Below are 16,384 nucleotides of genomic sequence, written 5' to 3'. Positions count from 1 at the left end.
CCGCTCCCAGCCACGACAGCCCTCTGCCTGTCAGGCAGCGTCCACCGCAGCCCGCCACTCAGCCACCGCCCCCACCGCCACCGGCTCCCCCCAGCCCCCCGGCCGTACCGCCCCACCGATGTGAAACGCATCCACCCCCGCCCCCCGCAACACCGGCACATGCTCCAACCGCAACCCACCCCCCACCAGCAACCGCTGCTCATACCCCGGCTCCCCGGCCCGCCCGGCCTCCGCGAGCAGCACAGCAAGCCCGTCATCGACCCCACCCGCCGACCCGGCCGTCAGGTACGTGTCCAGCCCCGGCATCCCGTCCAGCTGCTTGCGCAGGGCGTCCCGGTCGGCGGCCCGGTCGATGGCCCGGTGGAAGGTCCAGGGGCAGCCGTCCAGCACGCCGACAACACGCTCCACCGCCGCCAGGTCCACCTCGCCCTCCGCATCGAGGAACCCGAGCACGAACTCCTCTGCCCCGGCCTCCCGCAGGCCGGCGGCCACGCCGACCAGCCGGTCGACATCCCCGGCCGCGAAGCCGTCGGCGAGCCGCAGCATCACCCGCAGCGAGATGTCGACGGCACGGCGGATCCCGGCGACGGTGGCGGCCGGCGGGGTGAGTCCGTCGGCCGCCATGTCGGTGACCAGCTCCAGGCGGTCCGCGCCTCCGGCCTGGGCGGCGACCGCGTCCTCGACACCGAGGGCGATCACCTCCAGGACTGCACGCTTGCTCATGGGGCCCCTTCGTCGGCATGGCGTCGGCGTTCGGCGACAGGTCTAGTCCAATCAAAGACTACGCTGCCCGCTCCCGCCGAATCCCAAGCACCCTGCCGGGCCCGGAACCCCTCATCCGAAGATGTTCAGGTCCTTCGCCTCCACCCCGACCAGCTCGAACGCGGGCGCCCCGTCGACCGGCCGCCCCGTGTACAGCCGCACCAGCGTCGGCCCGTCCCCGATGAAGCGCCCCGGGGGCCGTTCCCCGCCGCTCTCCCCGAGTCGCAGCGGTTCGTCCAGGTCGTCGAGGTCGGCGTGCAGGGGCACGTGGCCCCGCTCGCGAGTGATCCGGGCGAGCAGCGCCAGCGCGTCCGGCAGCCCGGCCCCGCCGTACGCCCCGGGCTCGCCGAAGGCCTCGCGCACGTCCCCGGCGTGCACCCACTCCCCCAGCGCGAGACCGTCCAGTTTCCCGTCCGCCCGGGCGATCACCGACCCGGCCTCGGTCATCCCGCGCTCCAGCTCGTCGACCACCCGCGCGTTGCTCCAGCCGTCCCGCTCGGCGATGTCCCGGTCGTTCGACTCGGGCGAGAACACGCCCGGCTCGAACCTGCCCTCCGCCACCCGCGTCAGGGCGGCCGAGCAGTGCGCCAGCACGTCTCGCACCGACCAGCCCGGACACGCGGCGACGGACCGCGCGAAGTCCTCGTCGGCCCTGCCCCGCAGCAGCGGAATCAGCGCGTCACGCTCGATCGTCAGCAGCCGCCCGGGCTGCTCGGGGTCCCGTACGTCGTGCACATCAGCAGGAGTCGTCATAGGACCCACGCTAGGTCCCACGTCCCGTTCAGCGGGAGAATGCCGCCATGGCCGATCTCGACGCCCTCCGCGCCCGCTTCGTCCGCACCCTGGAAGCGGCCCGGGGCCCGGCCGCCGGCCCGGACCCGGTCCTGTACGCCGACGACCTGCTCGGGCGCTGGCAGGAGCCCCAGCGCCGCTACCACACGGTCGGGCACCTCACGGCGGTCCTGGACCACATCGACGTACTGGAGACGTACGCGCACGACCCGGACGTGGTCCGGCTGGCCGCCTGGTTCCACGACGCCGTCTACCTCCCCGACCGCTCCGAGAACGAGGAACGCTCCGCCCGCCTCGCCGAGCGCGCCCTCCCCGAGGCCGGCGTGTCCGCCGCCCGGACCGCCGAGGTGGCCCGTCTGGTGCGCCTCACCGTCGGCCACGACCCCGCCGACGACGACCCCGACGGCCAGGTCCTGTGCGACGCCGACCTGGCGATCCTCGCCTCGCCCCCGTCGGCGTACGCCGCCTACACCGCCGCCGTCCGCGAGGAGTACCACTTCGTCCCGAACGACGCCTTCCGCACGGGCCGCGCGGCGATCCTGCGCCAACTCCTCGACCTGCCGAGGCTGTTCAGGACGCCGTACGGAGCGTCGGAGTGGGAGGCGACGGCCCGCTACAACCTCACCGCCGAGCTGGAAATGCTGTCGCTTCCACCCGACGACGCCTCGTAGCCTGCCCGGCATGTGGACAACGGGTGCGGAACAGGTGGAACAGGCCGTCGCCGAGTGCGTGGGCCTGCTGGGGGCGGTCACCGACCGGGACTGGGAGGCGGTGCGCGCCGGGCGGCTGGAGTGGAGCTGCCGGGAGACGGCGGTGCACATCGCCGAGGACCTCATCGGGTACGCGGGGCAGCTCGCGGGGCGCGAGCCCGAGGGGTACACGCCGTTCGAGATCTCACTGGAGGAGGGAACGGACAACGCTGGTGCGCTGCGGGTGATCCACACCATGGGCGCCCTGTTCGCCGCCGCGATCCGCACCACCCCGCGCGAGGTCCGGGCCTTCCACCCGTATCCGTTCCGCAGCGCCAACCGTGAGGGGTTCGCCGCGATGGGCACGGCCGAGGTGCTGCTGCACACCCACGACATGGCCGAGGGCCTGGGCGTGGCGTACGAACCGGCCCCCGAGCTGTGCGACTTCGTCCTCACCCGGATCTTCCCGCACGTCCAGCCCGGCCCCACCCCCTGGCGGACCCTGCTGTGGGCCACCGGCCGGGGCGACCTGCCCGGCCGCGCGCCGGTCACCGAGTGGCGCTGGTCCAACAACCTCGTCCTCCCGGCCGAGCGCCTCACTCTTCAGGGCGTCACCCCGGCGGCGGCCGACGATCTGGCCTCGGTCGGTGACGGCGGCTTCGAGTGGCTCGACGGCGGGCCGGTCGAGGGCACCCGGGTGGGCGCCGGGCTGGTGTTCAAGCAGTACGAGGACGGCGTCCACCGGCCGGAGTGGGGCATGTACGTCCTGGTCCGGCGCGAGGACGGCCGCGCGCTCGGCGCCATGGGCTTCCACGGCGTCCCGGACGAGTCGGGGCGGGTGGAGGTCGGCTACGACCTGGTCGAAGCGGCCCGTGGCCACGGTTACGCCACCGAGGCGCTGCGCGCGCTGTCGGCGTGGGCGCTGTCCCGGGACGAGGTACAGACCGTCGTCGCGAACGTCGAGCGGGACAACACGCCCTCGCACAACGTCCTCGCCCGCGCCGGATTCAAGGCCGTCGCGGAGGACACCGAGCAAGTCACCTACGAACTGCGCGAATCCCGCGACTGAGCCCGCCCCTTCGGCCGCCGCAGCCCCGCCCCGTGCAGCAGCCGCACCACCTCGCGGCTGCTGACCTCCACGGCCCCGGCGTCCACGGCGTCCGCGTACCGCTGGGCGGGGATGTCGTAGTGGTCGCGTTCGAAGGCGCGCCGGGGCACGCCGAGGCGTTCGGCGAAGGTGTGCAGTTCCTCGTACGAGACGTCGCTGATCAGGTGGGACCACATGCGGCCGTGGCCGGGCCAGGTCGGCGGGTCGATGTAGACGGTCACGAGGGCGCCGCTCCGCCGAGAGCCTCGCCCAGCGATCCCAGCGCCGCGACCTTCACGCCCGCCTCGCTGCACACCCAGTGCGGGTCGGGCCCCAACACCGGTTCCACGTCCAGCGCGTGCGGGTCGCCGGTGCCGCACACCGGGCACAGCGGCCAGCGGCCGTAGCGCTCCAGCAGGGCGTCCTGCACGTCCTGCGCGACCAGACCGGCCACGTACTGTGCACCCTCCGGCCACTGCTCGACCCACCACCGCCGCTGCACGACGGACTCCTCGACCAGGGACACGACGTCCGCCTCGGCGACGCGTCCCGCGACGAGGTCGGCCAGCACGAGGGCGCGCGCGGCGTGCAGCGCCTGCTCCAGGGGGTTGATGGGGTCCATGCCCCCATTGTGCGCACTCTTGACCACAACGCCGAGCCGAAAATATCTTTCAGATGTGACCCGAAGAGTGAAGGAAAGTTTCTCCGGTGAACGCAGCGGCGGCACGGGTGCCATGGCCGGCACGCTCGGCACCCCACCGGCCCCCGCCGCCCTCGCGGCCAAGGTCCGCACGCTGGGCCCGTCGATGACGCGTTCCATGCAGCGCGTGGCCGAGGCCGTCGCGGGCGACCCGGCCGGCTGCGCGGCCCTCACGGTCACCGGTCTCGCCGAACTCACCGGCACCAGCGAGGCGACCGTCGTACGCACCGCCCGGCTGCTGGGCTATCCGGGTTACCGGGACCTTCGCCTGGCCCTCGCCGGCCTCGCCGCCCAGCAGCAGTCCGGCCGCGCCCCCGCCATCACCACGGACATCGCGGTCGACGACCCGATCGCCGACGTGGTCGCGAAGCTCGCCTACGACGAGCAGCAGACCCTCGCCGACACCGCCGCCGGCCTCGACACCGTCCAGCTGGGCGCGGCGGTCACCGCGCTGACCAGCGCCCGCCGCACGGACGTGTACGGCGTCGGGGCGTCCGGGCTGGTCGCCCAGGACCTCACCCAGAAGCTCCTGCGCATAGGACTGGTGGCGCACGCCCACAGCGACCCGCACCTGGCCGTCACCAACGCCGTGCAACTGCGCGCGGGCGACGTCGCGATCGCCATCACGCACTCCGGGTCGACGGGCGACGTCATCGAGCCGCTGCGGGTCGCCTTCGAGCGCGGGGCGACCACGGTGGCGATCACCGGCCGCCCCGACGGCCCGGTCTCGCAGTACGCCGACCACGTCCTCACCACGTCCACTGCCCGGGAGAGCGAGCTGCGTCCCGCGGCGATGTCGTCCCGGACCGGTCAGCTTCTTGTGGTGGACTGCCTGTTCGTGGGGGTGGCGCAGCGGACGTACGAGACGGCGGCGCCGGCGCTCTCCGCGTCGTACGAGGCGCTGGCCCACCGGCATCGTTCCTGAGCCAGCCCCGGCCAGCACCGGAAAGACACGGAAAGAGCCGTCCCATGACCTCCACCTCCGACCCCCGTGATCTCAGAGCCGCGTTGGAGTCCCTGACCACCGAGGCGTTCCGGCCGGAACTCGCCGGCATCGACCGGCTGCCCACCCTCGACATCGCGCGGCTCATGAACGGCGAGGACGCCACCGTGGCCGGGGCGGTCGCGGCCCGGCTGCCGGAGATCGCCGCCGCGATCGACGCCGTGGCGGAGCGAATGGCCCGGGGCGGCCGCCTGGTCTACGCGGGTGCCGGCACGGCCGGCCGGCTGGGCGTCCTGGACGCCTCCGAGTGCCCGCCCACCTTCAACACCGACCCCTCCCGGGTGGTCGGGCTGATCGCGGGCGGCCCGCAGGCCATGGTCACCTCGGTCGAGGGCGCGGAGGACTCCCGGGAACTGGCCCGTGCCGACCTGGAGCCCCTCGCCCTGACCCCCGACGACACGGTGGTCGGCATCTCGGCCTCCGGCCGCACCCCGTACGCCATCGGCGCGGTCGAACACGCCCGTGCCCACCGCTCCCTCACCATCGGCCTCGCCTGCAACTCCGGCAGCCCGCTCGCGTCCGCCGCCGAGCACGGCATCGAGATCGTCGTGGGCCCCGAACTGCTCACCGGCTCCACCCGCCTGAAGGCCGGCACGGCACAGAAGCTCGTCCTCAACATGCTCTCGACGATCACGATGATCCGCCTGGGCAAGACCTACGGAAACCTGATGGTCGACGTCCGCGCCTCCAACGACAAACTGCGTGCCCGCTCCCACCGCATCGTCGCCCTCGCCACCGGCGCCGGCGACGAGGAGATCGAACGGGCCCTGGCCGCCACCGACGGCGAGGTGAAGAACGCGATCCTGACCATCCTGGCCGAGGTGGACGGCCCGACCGCGGCGCGCCTGCTGGAGGAGGCCGACGGGCACCTGCGGGCGGCGCTGGCGGCGGCCGGCTGACTCACCGGCCCCGGCGGCGCTGACCTCCGTAGAAGGTGCCGCCCGCGAGGAGCAGGGTCAGTCCGGCGGTGACGGCGAGGGTGATCTCCGTGGTGTTCCGCTGATCGGGACTGTCGGGCAGCCTGGGATCGAGCAGCCCGAGTGGGTCCTCGCGGATCTCGACGCGGTCGCCGGGCTCGGCCTGGCCGAAGCAGTTCTCCTGCTGGGACACCTCGTACGTCCTCCGGTCCCCGCCGAGCTCCCGGACCGTGCAGAACATGTCCGGCCCGCGGCGCTGGTCCCGGTCGACCACCCGGGTCACCACGGCGTCGACGGGCTCTCCCACGGTCTTCATGTACGCCTCGTACACGGCGGGCCCGGCGAACAGCATCAGCGCGAATCCGCCGAAGGAGACGAGCGTCGCCGCCCCGGCCCGGTGCCAGGAACCGCCGATGACACCGGCGGCGACCGCGATGGTCGCCATGGCGACGACGACCCCGAGCCAGGTCACCCACTGTCCGACCGCAGACCCGAGCAGCAGCAGGGCGGGCACCAGCACGGCCCACAGCACGGAACTGACGGCCTTGCGCACGCCGGACAGGGCCGGCCGTGAACTGCCCGTCCCGCTGGTGCCGTCGGCCTCCACAGCCGTCCCGGACGCGCTCATGTCCTTCGAACCCCTGTCACCGGCACGTTCATTTGCGCCCGCCACGATATACAGCGGCGCGACGCCCCGGTTCACCGGAACCGGGCGATGTACTCGACCACCATTACTTCACCGTGACTTCGGCTCACGGTTGACCTGCCTCACCCGCGCCCGCAGCGCCTCCCTCACAGGCAGCGAGCGCAGTACGTCCGTCAGATGCTCGGCCGTCCTTACGTTGCACCGCCCCAGATCGACCAGGGCGAACGGCTCGGCGCTCGCACCGGTCACCGGGTCGACGCCCAGCGACGGCAGCACGACCCCCACTCCCGCGAGCGCGTCCCGCAGCGACTCCACGATCTCTTCGGTCGAGCGCACCTTTTCCTACCTCCACGCTGAGTTTGCGATTCACCACACAGCGTGGCCGACGCGCCTCTAACCTGGCGATATACGGCGGCCCAACAACCCGATGTGTGCGACAGGGAGTTGCCCATGCCCGGATCCAGGGACCTCGACCCGTCCTCTTCCCCGCGAGCCCTCCTGGGCGCCGAACTCCGCCACGCCCGCGAGAAGGCCGGCCTCAGCCAGGAGGAACTGGGCCAGCGGCTGTTCGTGAGCGGGTCGTTCATCGGGCAGCTGGAGGCGGGTACGCGCAGGATGCAGCGGGAGTACGCGAGGCTGCTGGACGAGGTACTGGGGACGGGGGACTTCTTTCAGCGGAACTGCGGGGCGGCGGCGAAGTCGAAGTATCCGGAGCATTTTGCGGAGGCGGTAGAAGCCGAGGCGCTGGCTACGGAGATCCGGCAGTATTCGCCTCTCCTGATTCCTGGACTGCTGCAAACGCCCGCATACGCACGGGCCGTGTTCCGCGCCTACCGGCCCACAGCACCGGCAGAGGTGATCGAGGAGTTGGTGACGGCTCGTGTGGACAGGAGCCGCATCCTCGACGATCCAACAAGCCCGTTGTTGTGGACCGTACTTGACGAGGCCGCACTGCGTCGGCACACCGGTGGCCGGGAGGTGATGGCAGAGGCCTTACGCCACGTCACTGCTCTGATTCGCCGGAACCGGATCATCGTGCAGGTGCTGCCGCTACGCGCGGGCGCCCATGCATCAATGGAGGGCTCCATGAAGCTGATGGATTTCGAGGACGCCCCTCCGCTGCTCTACTTCGAGGGGGTCGGCACGGGACGGCTGGAGGACGACCCGTCAACCGTCCGGTACCAGCGGCGCACCTTCCAACTCCTCACAGCGTGCGCCCTCTCCCCGGACGAGTCCTTGGCTCTCATCGAGGACATCGCGCAGGATTACGACCATGAGGAGCATCCCTGAGCACGACCTGGACGCCGCGGCCTGGCACAAGTCCAGTTACAGCGGCGGCAGCGGCGGCGACTGCCTGGAAATAGCAGGCAACCAGCCCACCCTCGTACCCGTACGCGACTCCAAGGCACCCCACGGCCCGAAGCTCGTGTTCCGGGCCACGGCCTGGGCCGCCTTTGTGGCAAACCTCAAGGACGGCACCGCCTGAGCTTCGGGATCCGGGCTTCGAGCTCTCTTTTCAAGGAACGGGTAGAGGGCCTCAACCCGCCCTCCCACCCCGCGTGTTGACTTGACGCGTTCGGCTTGCCACGGACAGTGACAGGCCTCTAACGTTCACGCACAAGCAACAGCCCCCGCCCGGTGCGCCAACACCTGCGGGGGCTTAACCAACGAGATCGAAACGACCGATCCCATGGCTGAAGCCAACTTTAGTGCTGCCTCCCTGTCCGCGCACCCATCCGCGCACCCGATGGCGAACCCGGGCTACGGCAAGCGCTCCGCCCCTGACCAACTCCCGCGCTCGAACCACGACTTCGCCCTGCTCCCACCCCGCGAAGCCGCCATCGCCGCCTACCTGGACCGGCTCCCCGACGGCGCAGACATCTCCGTAAAGACGCTGGCCAAGCACCTCCCGTACGGACAGTGCGCCCTCGGCACCGCCCTCAACCGCATCCAGCAGGCAGGACACCTGCGCCGAGGCCGGGAGTGCGTGACGGCGGACGACGGCAGTTCCCGCTGGATCACCCGATCGTGGTGGTCCCGCACCGCCCGGGACGATGACTGGTGGGCGGCCTTCACACGCGGCGACGTACCGAAGCAGCAGCGTCCTACCCGTTCCCGCGCCCACATCCTCCTGGCCGCCCTCGGCCGCACGGCGCCCGTCCTGTCCCTCTCCCAGGCCGACTGCGCGACGCTCGCCCCGCTGGTGACGGAGTGGTTCGAGCGGGGCGCCTCGGAGGAGGACGTACGGCGTGCGCTCACGGCTGGCCTGCCGACCCCCGTCCACCACCCCGCGGCCCTGGTCCGCAACCGCCTGACCAGCAAACTCCCGCCCCCGCCTGCCCCGCGTCCGCCATTGAGGGTCCTGGAGTGCGCGAACTGCGGCGTCCCGGGACGTCCGGAAACCCTGCCAGGGGGCCGTTGCAGCGCCTGCCGGGGCGAACGCGCCCCCGCGCAACCCCCTGCACTCCTTTCCGCCCCCACGGTCCACACCCGCGCGGCCGAGATCCGCGCCGCAATGGCCCAACGACGCCGAGAGAAGGCATCCACATGACGGCTCCTACGGTCCGGCTCCACCAGCCCGGGGCACGATGGAGGGAAGGAGGCGAAGCCATGACCCGAGACACGACCGACCGCCCGCAGATGGATGTCGAGGACTTCGACGAACTCGTGAGCAGGGCTCCGAGGGAGATCCGGAACAGGCTGGAGTTCCTGGGCGGGCGACTGTGCATCCGGCACGGCCCGCTCGACGTAGACGAGTTCGAGGAGCTTGCCGCAGCGGCGCCCGAGGCAGTGCGGCTTGAGTACATCAATGGAAAGGTAGAGGTCAAAGCCATGCAGGACGGCAACCACACGTCGATCTTCCTGTGGCTGTCGCGCCAGTGCATGCAGCATCGACCCGACTTGGATCTCGCACCGGAGCGGGGCGTCAAGGCAGAGGCTTACCGCAAGGGCCGGGCACGCACGGATGGGTTCCTGGCACCAGTGGATCACTTCAAGGGCGACCGAGAGTGGTCCGACCCCGACGGTGCCCTGATGGCCGTAGAAATCACTTCCCACGACCGCGATACCGACCAACGCGACCGCATCGACAAGCCCGTCGGCTACGCAGCGGCCGACATCCCCGTATACCTCCTCATCGACCGCGACAACAACACACTCACCGTCCACAGCGAACCGAAAGACGGCCGCTACCAGCAGATCTCCCGACACCCCTGGGGCGCCACCGTCGAGCTCCCCGCCCCCGTGAACATCACCCTGGACACCGAGAAACTCAAGGACTACGCCGACTGACGACAATGGACCCATGAACCACGCCCAGCTCACCGCCCTAGGCCGTGCCCTCCGTCTCCTCGGTGAGCACGGGGAGGCCCTCACCTCCGACACCCCGGACGGCAAACTGCACGAGGTCAAGGCCGACCTGAAGCGCGCCCTGGACCTGCTGGAGGACAGCGTCACCACGGCGGCGCCCAGCACGCGCTGCCCCGAGCACCCCACCGGCCCGGTCGACGAGGCCGCCCCCGACCTGTGCCTGCTGTGCGAAACCCGGCGCCGGGCCGCCCGCCGCGCGGAGTTCAACGGCCCTGCCCCGCACACCCCGCCCGCCGAGCCGGTCCAGTCCCGCTACGGCGTCAGCGGCGACCGCCCCCAGCCCCAGCAGCGCTGGCTGCCGGAGCTGTGGACCGGCCAGACGTGGCAGCTGTGCGGCACCCCGCGCCGGGACCGCCGCGAGGCAGAGCTGTACATCGCCGCCCAGCGCAAGGCTCCCCGGGCGGCCATGGCGTACCGGCTCGTGCACGAGTTCACCGACTACGAGGTCCTGCGCGTGTGGGGTACGCCGGTCAGGGTCGACATCGAGCCGATGGGCAACCTCTAGCTCACAGCAGGGGCAGCGCCTGGAAGTCGTAGCCCTCCCACAGCCTGCGCGAGGCCTCCTCCGGGTACGCCCTCACCTCGGGCTCCGCGTCCAGCACCTGCACCAGCCGCCGCTCGTCGTCGTACGCCGGCCACCCCGGGTCGCCCGACCTCGCGAACGCCGTCCAGGACGACCGGAAGCGGGACGACAGCGCCTCGGCCTCGGCGGACGGCTCCGTGCCCGCGAACAGCAGAAGCCCGAGGTCCGCCCCGTACGTGCCGAAGAGCAGGGGGATGTCCAGGCCGTGGCAGGCGCCCAGCGCACCGCCGTTCCCCGGGGCCGGCCAGGTCAGTTCGTAGACGTGTGCGCGGCCGCCGCCCGCGCGCTGCGCCTCGGCCAGGTGCTGGGAGGGCATGTTGAACAGCCAGTCCGTCTGGACGCGTTCGTAGAGCTCGCCGGGGGAGGCGTCGGGGAAGGCCGTGCGGTAGGCCTGTTCGCCGTCGGGGCCGGGGGCGAAGAGGCGGAGGGCCGCTGTGGCCCTCTCCTCGGTTATCTGGCCCAGTTGCCCCGCCATGGCGATGAAGAGGCGGTACTCGTCGCGGTTGTGGCCGACGAGCAGTTCGACGTCCTTCGCCGCACCGGCCGCCAGCGCCTGCCAGGGCGTGGTCGGCAGGACCTCGCCGTCGACGACCGGCGAGAAGGGCGTGACCGTCGGCGCCGCGTGACCCCAGCGGTCGATGTACTGGAGCATCTTGGCACTCAACGACTCGCCCGCCGAGGTCAGTTCGCGCGGGGGGATCGTCGCCAGGTCGGCAACCGTGGGGCGCAGCCCCAGCTCGGCGGCGAGAGCGGCACCGATGTCACGGGCCAGGGCGTCCGAGAAGAACGTCCCCGGCACGCTCTGCGCGATCGCCCGCCGGAACAGGCCCGCCGCCCTCGGCATGGCCAGCAGTGAGGCCACGGAACCCGCCCCCGCCGACTCGCCGAAGACCGTGACCTGGCCGGGGTCGCCGCCGAACGCCTCGATGTTGTCGCGCACCCACTCCAGCGCGGCAACCTGGTCGAGCAGACCGCGGTTGGCGGGCGCCCCCTCGATATGGGCGAAACCCTCCATGCCGACGCGGTAGTTGAGGGACACGACCACGAGATCGCCGTCGGTCGCGATGCGCAGGGCGTCGTAGCCGGGGCTGCCGGCGTGGCCGAGCTTGTAGGCGCCGCCGTAGATCCACACCATCACCGGGCGGCGGGCGCCCGGGTCGGGGTCGGGGGTCCAGACGTTGACCGTGAGCCACTCGTCGCCCTCGGGCACGTCGAGCAGGCCCGGGCCGCCCAGGTTGCCGAGGTCCTGCGGGGGCGGCGGGCCGAAGGCGTACGCGTCCCGTATGCCGTCCCAGGCGTGGGCCGGGCCCGGTGCCATGAAGCGGGCCCCGCCCACGGGGGGTGCGGCGAAGGGGATGCCGCGGAAGACGGCGAGGCCCTCCTCCCTTTGGCCGCGTACCGCACCGGCGGTGGTGCGCACCACCGGTGCGGGCTGCCCGGCTGAGGCGCCGGTCGGGGGGTGGGACTCGGTCGTCGTCATCTGTGGATCTCCTCACGGGGTGCCGGTGAACAGGCGCTCCGCCAGTGTCCTTGACTGACGCAAGTGAATCCAGGGGCGGCCCGGGTGCGGACCGTGTGCGGTCAGCTGAGCGTCTTGAGCGCCGCCGGGTCGTAGGGCGCCAGCTCGTCGAAGCTGCCGGACAGGACCTTCCGCGCCCACTGCGGGTCCTGGAGCAGGGCGCGGCCGACGGCGACCATCTCGAACTCGTCGCGCTCGAAACGGTCCAGGAGGTTGTCGAGGTCGCCGACCTCGGCGCCCTGGCCCTGGAAGGCCTTGATGAAGTCGCCGTTCAGGCCGACCGAGCCGACGGTGATGGCCGGCTTGCCGGTGATCTTCTTGCTCCAGCCGGCCAGGTTGAGGTCGGAGTCGTCGAACTCGGGGACCCAGTAGCGGCGGGTGGAGGCGTGGAAGGCGTCGACACCGGCCGCGGCGAGCGGGGTCAGGATGGCCTCCAGCTCCTCGGGCGTCTCGGCGAGGCGGGCGTCGTAGGCGTCCTGCTTCCACTGTGAGTAGCGGAAGATGACGGGGAAGTCGGCGGAGACGGTCTCGCGGACGGCCGCGACGATCTCCGCCGAGAACTTGGCACGGGCGACCGGGTCGCCGCCGTAGGCGTCGGTACGGCGGTTGGTGCCGTCCCAGAGGAACTGGTCGAGCAGGTAGCCGTGGGCTCCGTGGATCTCCACGCCGTCGAAGCCGATGCGCTCGGCGGCGGCCGCGGCCTCGGCGAACGCGCCGATGACGGCGTCGATGTCGGCCTGGGTCATGGCCTTGCCGGTGGGCTCGGCGGCGCCGATGCGCAGGCCGGAGGGGCCGACGGCCGGGGCGTCCGCGACCGGCGGCTCGCCCTGGTTGCGGACCATGCCGATGTGCCACAGCTGCGGCACGATCGTGCCGCCCGCGGCGTGCACCGCGTCGGCGACCTTCGCCCAGCCCGCGAGCTGCTCATCGCCGTGGAACCGCGGCACGCGGTCGCTCTGCCCGGCCGACTCGTGGCCGACGTAGGTGCCCTCGGTGATGATCAGGCCGACGCCGGCGGCGGCGCGGCGGGAGTAGTAAGAGATGACGTCCTCGCCCGGGACGCCGCCCGGGGAGAACATGCGGGTCATCGGCGCCATCGCGATCCGGTTCGGGACGGTCAGGCCGCCCAGCGATACGGGCCGGGACAGGATTTCGGCGGCACGGGAGGCGGCGACGGTCACGTGGGGGCTCCTCTTCGGATACCGGACAGTATGTGCATACGCATAGGACGTACGTTTCAACCATCCGGCCCCGCCCAGGCCATCCCGCCCGCACTGTGATCCCGGACACGCCCGAGGGCGGCACTCCCTGTCGGAACAGGAAGTGCCGCCCTCGGCAAGGACGTTGATCGACCAGATCGATCAGAAGTCCATGTCACCGCCCGGCATGCCGCCGCCGGCGGGCGCGGCGGCCTTCTCCGGCTTGTCGGCGATGACGGCCTCGGTGGTGAGGAACAGCGCGGCGATGGAGGCGGCGTTCTGCAGAGCGGAACGGGTCACCTTCGCCGGGTCGATGATGCCCTCGGCGATCATGTCGACGTACTCACCGGTCGCGGCGTTCAGGCCGTGGCCGACCTGGAGGTTGCGGACCTTCTCCACGACGACGCCGCCCTCGAGACCACCGTTGACGGCGATCTGCTTCAGCGGGGCCTCCAGGGCGAGCTTCACGGCGTTCGCGCCGGTCGCCTCGTCACCCTCGAGCTCCAGCTTCTCGAAGACCTGGGAGGCCTGGAGCAGGGCCACGCCACCACCGGCGACGATGCCCTCCTCGACGGCCGCCTTGGCGTTGCGGACGGCGTCCTCGATGCGGTGCTTGCGCTCCTTGAGCTCCACCTCGGTGGCGGCACCGGCCTTGATGACGGCCACGCCGCCGGCCAGCTTCGCCAGACGCTCCTGGAGCTTCTCGCGGTCGTAGTCCGAGTCGCTGTTCTCGATCTCGGCGCGGATCTGGTTGACCCGGCCCTGGACCTGGTCGGCGGAGCCGGCACCGTCGACGATGGTGGTCTCGTCCTTGGTGATGACGACCTTGCGGGCCTTGCCCAGCAGGTCGATCGTGGCGTTCTCCAGCTTGAGGCCGACCTCCTCGGAGATCACCTCGCCGCCGGTGAGGATGCCGATGTCCTGCAGCATCGCCTTGCGGCGGTCACCGAAGCCCGGGGCCTTGACGGCGACGGACTTGAAGGTGCCGCGGATCTTGTTGACCACCAGGGTCGACAGGGCCTCGCCCTCGACGTCCTCGGCGATGATCAGCAGCGGCTTACCCGACTGCATGACCTTCTCCAGGAGCGGGAGCAGGTCCTTGACGTTGGAGATCTTCGAGTTCGCGATCAGGATGTACGGGTCGTCGAGGACGGCCTCCATACGCTCCATGTCGGTGGCGAAGTACGCCGAGATGTAGCCCTTGTCGAAGCGCATACCCTCGGTGAGCTCCAGCTCCAGACCGAAGGTCTGGGACTCCTCGACGGTGATGACGCCTTCCTTGCCGACCTTGTCCATGGCCTCGGCGATGAGCTCGCCGATCTGGGTGTCGGCGGCGGAGATGGAGGCCGTGGAGGCGATCTGCTCCTTGGTCTCGACGTCCTTCGCCTGCTCCAGCAGGGCGGCGGAGACGGCCTCGACGGCGCGCTCGATACCGCGCTTGAGGGCCATCGGGTTGGCGCCGGCGGCTACGTTGCGCAGGCCCTCCTTGACCAGGGCCTGGGCGAGAACGGTCGCCGTGGTCGTACCGTCACCGGCGACGTCGTCCGTCTTCTTGGCGACTTCCTTGACCAGCTCGGCGCCGATCTTCTCGTACGGGTCCTCGAGCTCGATCTCCTTGGCGATGGAGACACCGTCGTTGGTGATCGTGGGCGCGCCCCACTTCTTCTCGAGGACGACGTTGCGGCCCTTGGGGCCGAGCGTCACCTTCACGGCGTCCGCGAGCTGGTTCATGCCGCGCTCGAGGCCGCGCCGCGCCTCCTCGTCGAACGCGATGATCTTGGCCATGTGAAGTGGTCCCTCCAGGACTGGGGGTGATTACTTCGGACCGCGCCCGCGCCCGCGACGGACGGCTCGCCTGCCTCGTGGTTCCTTCCCACCTGGCCTGCGGGCCTCACCGACCCGGTCCTTACGTTGTCACTCTCACCTTCAGAGTGCTAACGCAATGATTAGCACTCGACCCCCGAGAGTGCAAGGCGCCCTCGCGTAGCGAGTGCTCGTTGAGGGGTGGTGGTCGGGTGACGGGCGGGCGCAAGCGCCTCCCCGGGATCGGGCGGGGCGCTCAGCCGCCCGCGAACGCCGCCCGACAGCCCTTTCGAACAGGCCGAAGGGCCCGCACCCCGGGGGGTGCGGGCCCTTCAGAGAAGACCGGTCGCTTGCGCTTGGTCGTGGTGCGCGTTCAGGCAGAGACGCGAACCATGTCGGCCTGCGGCCCCTTCTGGCCCTGCGAGATCTCGAACTCGACCCGCTGGCCCTCTTCAAGGGTGCGGTAGCCGTCCATCTGGATCGCACTGTAGTGGACGAAAACATCCGCACCACCGTCGACCGCGATGAAGCCGTACCCCTTCTCCGCGTTGAACCACTTGACGGTGCCCTGAGCCATGCCTAACTCCCCTATTACTGGCCCTTGCACAGATCCACACTTCGCGGACCCGGGTCAGACCTCACCCCCCACGGTTGGGGGCGTGCGCCGGAACGCGTCGACCGCGGCTGAATGTATCTGTCCAACTGCCGTCTGCAACAGGTCAATCGGACGAGAATTCTGGACGCGCAGGGTCCGGAATGTAGGGAGAATTCGCCCGACTTCAGGGCAAGTCGGGCCACACAAAAGGAACAAAAGCCGCAGAAGACGCACACACTTTGGCTACATCTTGTCGGGTGCGCGGCAGGAATTCAGGGCTCCCGATCAGAAGATCGGCGCTGCGTTCCCCAACTGTACCGCGCTCAATCACACAGAATTGCCCCCTCCGCTTCTCTCACGGAGGGGGCAATTCGATGAACTCTCAGTAACCGCGGTTACCGAAGGTAATAAACAAGCCGGTCGACCGGTTCAGCCACCCGCGACGGCCGGGATGATCGACACCCCGGCACCGTCCGGCGTCGCCGTCTCCAGCCCCTGCTCGAACCGCACGTCGTCGTCGTTGACGTACACGTTGACGAACCGGCGCAGCTTGCCCTGGTCGTCCAGCACCCGGGCGGCGATCCCGGTGTGGTTCTTCTCCAGATCGGCGATGACCTCGCCGAGGGTCGCCCCCTCGGCGGCGACCTCGGCCTGGCCGCCGGTGTAGGTACGCAGGATGGTGGGGATGCGAACGGTGACGCTCATGACTTCAAAACCTCC

General features: G+C 70.9%; 20 protein-coding genes. 9 read left to right on the top strand and 11 right to left on the bottom strand.

The window, feature by feature from the left end; genetic code table 11:
* Positions 1–30 precede the first annotated feature (30 nt).
* Positions 31–723, bottom strand: coding sequence for a copper homeostasis protein CutC (locus ACZ6TU_RS36200; RefSeq protein WP_467672715.1), 693 nt, complete (start codon positions 721–723; stop codon positions 31–33).
* Between the two features lie 111 nt (positions 724–834).
* A complete protein-coding gene (locus ACZ6TU_RS36195) occupies positions 835–1,515 on the bottom strand; it encodes a maleylpyruvate isomerase family mycothiol-dependent enzyme (protein ID WP_467672713.1) in 681 nt (226 codons plus the stop codon).
* 47 nt (positions 1,516–1,562) lie between these two features.
* On the opposite strand from ACZ6TU_RS36195, the gene ACZ6TU_RS36190 reads away from it, so the two are divergent.
* Positions 1,563–2,225 carry an HD domain-containing protein gene (locus ACZ6TU_RS36190; protein ID WP_467672711.1) on the top strand — a complete coding sequence of 221 codons (663 nt, stop codon included), beginning with the start codon at positions 1,563–1,565 and terminating at the stop codon, positions 2,223–2,225.
* 10 nt (positions 2,226–2,235) lie between these two features.
* Positions 2,236–3,312, top strand: a complete 1,077-nt coding sequence (locus tag ACZ6TU_RS36185) for a GNAT family N-acetyltransferase (protein WP_467672709.1) — start codon at positions 2,236–2,238, stop codon at positions 3,310–3,312.
* Here ACZ6TU_RS36185 and ACZ6TU_RS36180 read toward each other — a convergent pair.
* Both ACZ6TU_RS36180 and ACZ6TU_RS36175 read right to left on the bottom strand, forming a co-directional pair.
* On the bottom strand, positions 3,285–3,572 hold the full coding sequence (locus ACZ6TU_RS36180) for a DUF4031 domain-containing protein (RefSeq protein ID WP_467672708.1): 288 nt from the start codon (positions 3,570–3,572) through the stop codon (positions 3,285–3,287). The genes ACZ6TU_RS36185 and ACZ6TU_RS36180 overlap by 28 nt on opposite strands.
* Positions 3,569–3,952 carry a hypothetical protein gene (locus tag ACZ6TU_RS36175; protein ID WP_467672706.1) on the bottom strand — a complete coding sequence of 128 codons (384 nt, stop codon included), beginning with the start codon at positions 3,950–3,952 and terminating at the stop codon, positions 3,569–3,571. Before ACZ6TU_RS36175 ends, ACZ6TU_RS36180 begins: the two co-directional genes overlap by 4 nt.
* 55 nt (positions 3,953–4,007) lie before the next feature.
* Between ACZ6TU_RS36175 and ACZ6TU_RS36170 the strand changes: the two genes are divergently transcribed.
* Both ACZ6TU_RS36170 and murQ read left to right on the top strand, forming a co-directional pair.
* Positions 4,008–4,955 (top strand): MurR/RpiR family transcriptional regulator, encoded by a 948-nt coding sequence (locus ACZ6TU_RS36170; RefSeq protein WP_467672704.1) that lies wholly within the window; start codon positions 4,008–4,010, stop codon positions 4,953–4,955.
* Between the two features lie 44 nt (positions 4,956–4,999).
* Complete coding sequence (gene murQ, locus ACZ6TU_RS36165; protein WP_467672702.1) at positions 5,000–5,932, top strand: N-acetylmuramic acid 6-phosphate etherase; 933 nt, start codon at positions 5,000–5,002, stop codon at positions 5,930–5,932.
* A gap of 1 nt (position 5,933) precedes the next feature.
* Here the strand turns inward: murQ and ACZ6TU_RS36160 are convergent, their stop codons facing one another.
* The gene (locus tag ACZ6TU_RS36160) at positions 5,934–6,578 is read right to left on the bottom strand and encodes a hypothetical protein (protein WP_467672700.1); all 645 of its coding nucleotides are present in this window, start codon (positions 6,576–6,578) and stop codon (positions 5,934–5,936) included.
* A 108-nt stretch (positions 6,579–6,686) separates the two neighbouring features.
* Entirely contained in the window at positions 6,687–6,932 is a 246-nt protein-coding gene (locus tag ACZ6TU_RS36155; protein WP_467673547.1) for a hypothetical protein, read from the bottom strand.
* Positions 6,933–7,046: 114 nt separating this feature from the next.
* Here ACZ6TU_RS36155 and ACZ6TU_RS36150 point away from each other — a divergent pair, with 114 nt between their 5' ends.
* The 5 genes from ACZ6TU_RS36150 to ACZ6TU_RS36130 all read left to right on the top strand — a co-directional run bounded on the left by ACZ6TU_RS36150 (position 7,047) and on the right by ACZ6TU_RS36130 (position 10,470).
* Positions 7,047–7,886: a helix-turn-helix domain-containing protein gene (locus ACZ6TU_RS36150; RefSeq protein ID WP_467672698.1), complete on the top strand. Its 840-nt coding sequence runs from the start codon at positions 7,047–7,049 to the stop codon at positions 7,884–7,886.
* The gene (locus tag ACZ6TU_RS36145) at positions 7,870–8,082 is read left to right on the top strand and encodes a DUF397 domain-containing protein (RefSeq protein WP_467672696.1); all 213 of its coding nucleotides are present in this window, start codon (positions 7,870–7,872) and stop codon (positions 8,080–8,082) included. Before ACZ6TU_RS36150 ends, ACZ6TU_RS36145 begins: the two co-directional genes overlap by 17 nt.
* A gap of 261 nt (positions 8,083–8,343) precedes the next feature.
* Positions 8,344–9,147: a hypothetical protein gene (locus tag ACZ6TU_RS36140; RefSeq protein ID WP_469553042.1), complete on the top strand. Its 804-nt coding sequence runs from the start codon at positions 8,344–8,346 to the stop codon at positions 9,145–9,147.
* A gap of 59 nt (positions 9,148–9,206) precedes the next feature.
* Positions 9,207–9,887 carry a Uma2 family endonuclease gene (locus ACZ6TU_RS36135; RefSeq protein WP_467672693.1) on the top strand — a complete coding sequence of 227 codons (681 nt, stop codon included), beginning with the start codon at positions 9,207–9,209 and terminating at the stop codon, positions 9,885–9,887.
* A gap of 13 nt (positions 9,888–9,900) precedes the next feature.
* Positions 9,901–10,470 carry a hypothetical protein gene (locus ACZ6TU_RS36130; RefSeq protein ID WP_467672691.1) on the top strand — a complete coding sequence of 190 codons (570 nt, stop codon included), beginning with the start codon at positions 9,901–9,903 and terminating at the stop codon, positions 10,468–10,470.
* Position 10,471: 1 nt separating this feature from the next.
* Here the strand turns inward: ACZ6TU_RS36130 and ACZ6TU_RS36125 are convergent, their stop codons facing one another.
* The 5 genes from ACZ6TU_RS36125 to ACZ6TU_RS36105 form a co-directional block, all read right to left on the bottom strand.
* Complete coding sequence (locus tag ACZ6TU_RS36125) at positions 10,472–12,028, bottom strand: carboxylesterase/lipase family protein (protein WP_467672689.1); 1,557 nt, start codon at positions 12,026–12,028, stop codon at positions 10,472–10,474.
* A 101-nt stretch (positions 12,029–12,129) separates the two neighbouring features.
* Positions 12,130–13,248, bottom strand: coding sequence for an NADH:flavin oxidoreductase (locus ACZ6TU_RS36120; RefSeq protein ID WP_467672687.1), 1,119 nt, complete (start codon positions 13,246–13,248; stop codon positions 12,130–12,132).
* A 180-nt stretch (positions 13,249–13,428) separates the two neighbouring features.
* Positions 13,429–15,051: a chaperonin GroEL gene (gene groL / locus ACZ6TU_RS36115; protein WP_086564428.1), complete on the bottom strand. Its 1,623-nt coding sequence runs from the start codon at positions 15,049–15,051 to the stop codon at positions 13,429–13,431.
* Between the two features lie 391 nt (positions 15,052–15,442).
* The gene (locus ACZ6TU_RS36110) at positions 15,443–15,646 is read right to left on the bottom strand and encodes a cold-shock protein (RefSeq protein WP_010035953.1); all 204 of its coding nucleotides are present in this window, start codon (positions 15,644–15,646) and stop codon (positions 15,443–15,445) included.
* Between the two features lie 447 nt (positions 15,647–16,093).
* Positions 16,094–16,369, bottom strand: coding sequence for a ubiquitin-like small modifier protein 1 (locus ACZ6TU_RS36105; RefSeq protein WP_010035955.1), 276 nt, complete (start codon positions 16,367–16,369; stop codon positions 16,094–16,096).
* Positions 16,370–16,384 lie beyond the last annotated feature (15 nt).

It is taken from the genome of Streptomyces sp. NPDC052064 (genome assembly GCF_055585925.1).
Note: the sequence above shows the minus strand (reverse complement) of the source record. Positions and strands in the feature narration are given on the sequence as shown.

Excerpts from the sequence above, each read along its gene's own strand:
- ACZ6TU_RS36110 (WP_010035953.1), bottom strand. The coding sequence starts at position 15,646 with ATGGCTCAGGGCACCGTCAAGTGGTTCAACGCGGAGAAGGGGTACGGC.
- ACZ6TU_RS36125 (WP_467672689.1), bottom strand. The coding sequence starts at position 12,028 with ATGACGACGACCGAGTCCCACCCCCCGACCGGCGCCTCAGCCGGGCAG.
- ACZ6TU_RS36150 (WP_467672698.1), top strand. The coding sequence starts at position 7,047 with ATGCCCGGATCCAGGGACCTCGACCCGTCCTCTTCCCCGCGAGCCCTC.
- ACZ6TU_RS36145 (WP_467672696.1), top strand. The coding sequence starts at position 7,870 with ATGAGGAGCATCCCTGAGCACGACCTGGACGCCGCGGCCTGGCACAAG.
- ACZ6TU_RS36105 (WP_010035955.1), bottom strand. The coding sequence starts at position 16,369 with ATGAGCGTCACCGTTCGCATCCCCACCATCCTGCGTACCTACACCGGC.
- ACZ6TU_RS36190 (WP_467672711.1), top strand. The coding sequence starts at position 1,563 with ATGGCCGATCTCGACGCCCTCCGCGCCCGCTTCGTCCGCACCCTGGAA.
- ACZ6TU_RS36135 (WP_467672693.1), top strand. The coding sequence starts at position 9,207 with ATGACCCGAGACACGACCGACCGCCCGCAGATGGATGTCGAGGACTTC.
- ACZ6TU_RS36200 (WP_467672715.1), bottom strand. The coding sequence starts at position 723 with ATGAGCAAGCGTGCAGTCCTGGAGGTGATCGCCCTCGGTGTCGAGGAC.
- murQ (WP_467672702.1), top strand. The coding sequence starts at position 5,000 with ATGACCTCCACCTCCGACCCCCGTGATCTCAGAGCCGCGTTGGAGTCC.
- ACZ6TU_RS36175 (WP_467672706.1), bottom strand. The coding sequence starts at position 3,952 with ATGGACCCCATCAACCCCCTGGAGCAGGCGCTGCACGCCGCGCGCGCC.
- ACZ6TU_RS36140 (WP_469553042.1), top strand. The coding sequence starts at position 8,344 with ATGGCGAACCCGGGCTACGGCAAGCGCTCCGCCCCTGACCAACTCCCG.
- groL (WP_086564428.1), bottom strand. The coding sequence starts at position 15,051 with ATGGCCAAGATCATCGCGTTCGACGAGGAGGCGCGGCGCGGCCTCGAG.
- ACZ6TU_RS36130 (WP_467672691.1), top strand. The coding sequence starts at position 9,901 with ATGAACCACGCCCAGCTCACCGCCCTAGGCCGTGCCCTCCGTCTCCTC.
- ACZ6TU_RS36160 (WP_467672700.1), bottom strand. The coding sequence starts at position 6,578 with ATGAGCGCGTCCGGGACGGCTGTGGAGGCCGACGGCACCAGCGGGACG.
- ACZ6TU_RS36195 (WP_467672713.1), bottom strand. The coding sequence starts at position 1,515 with ATGACGACTCCTGCTGATGTGCACGACGTACGGGACCCCGAGCAGCCC.
- ACZ6TU_RS36185 (WP_467672709.1), top strand. The coding sequence starts at position 2,236 with ATGTGGACAACGGGTGCGGAACAGGTGGAACAGGCCGTCGCCGAGTGC.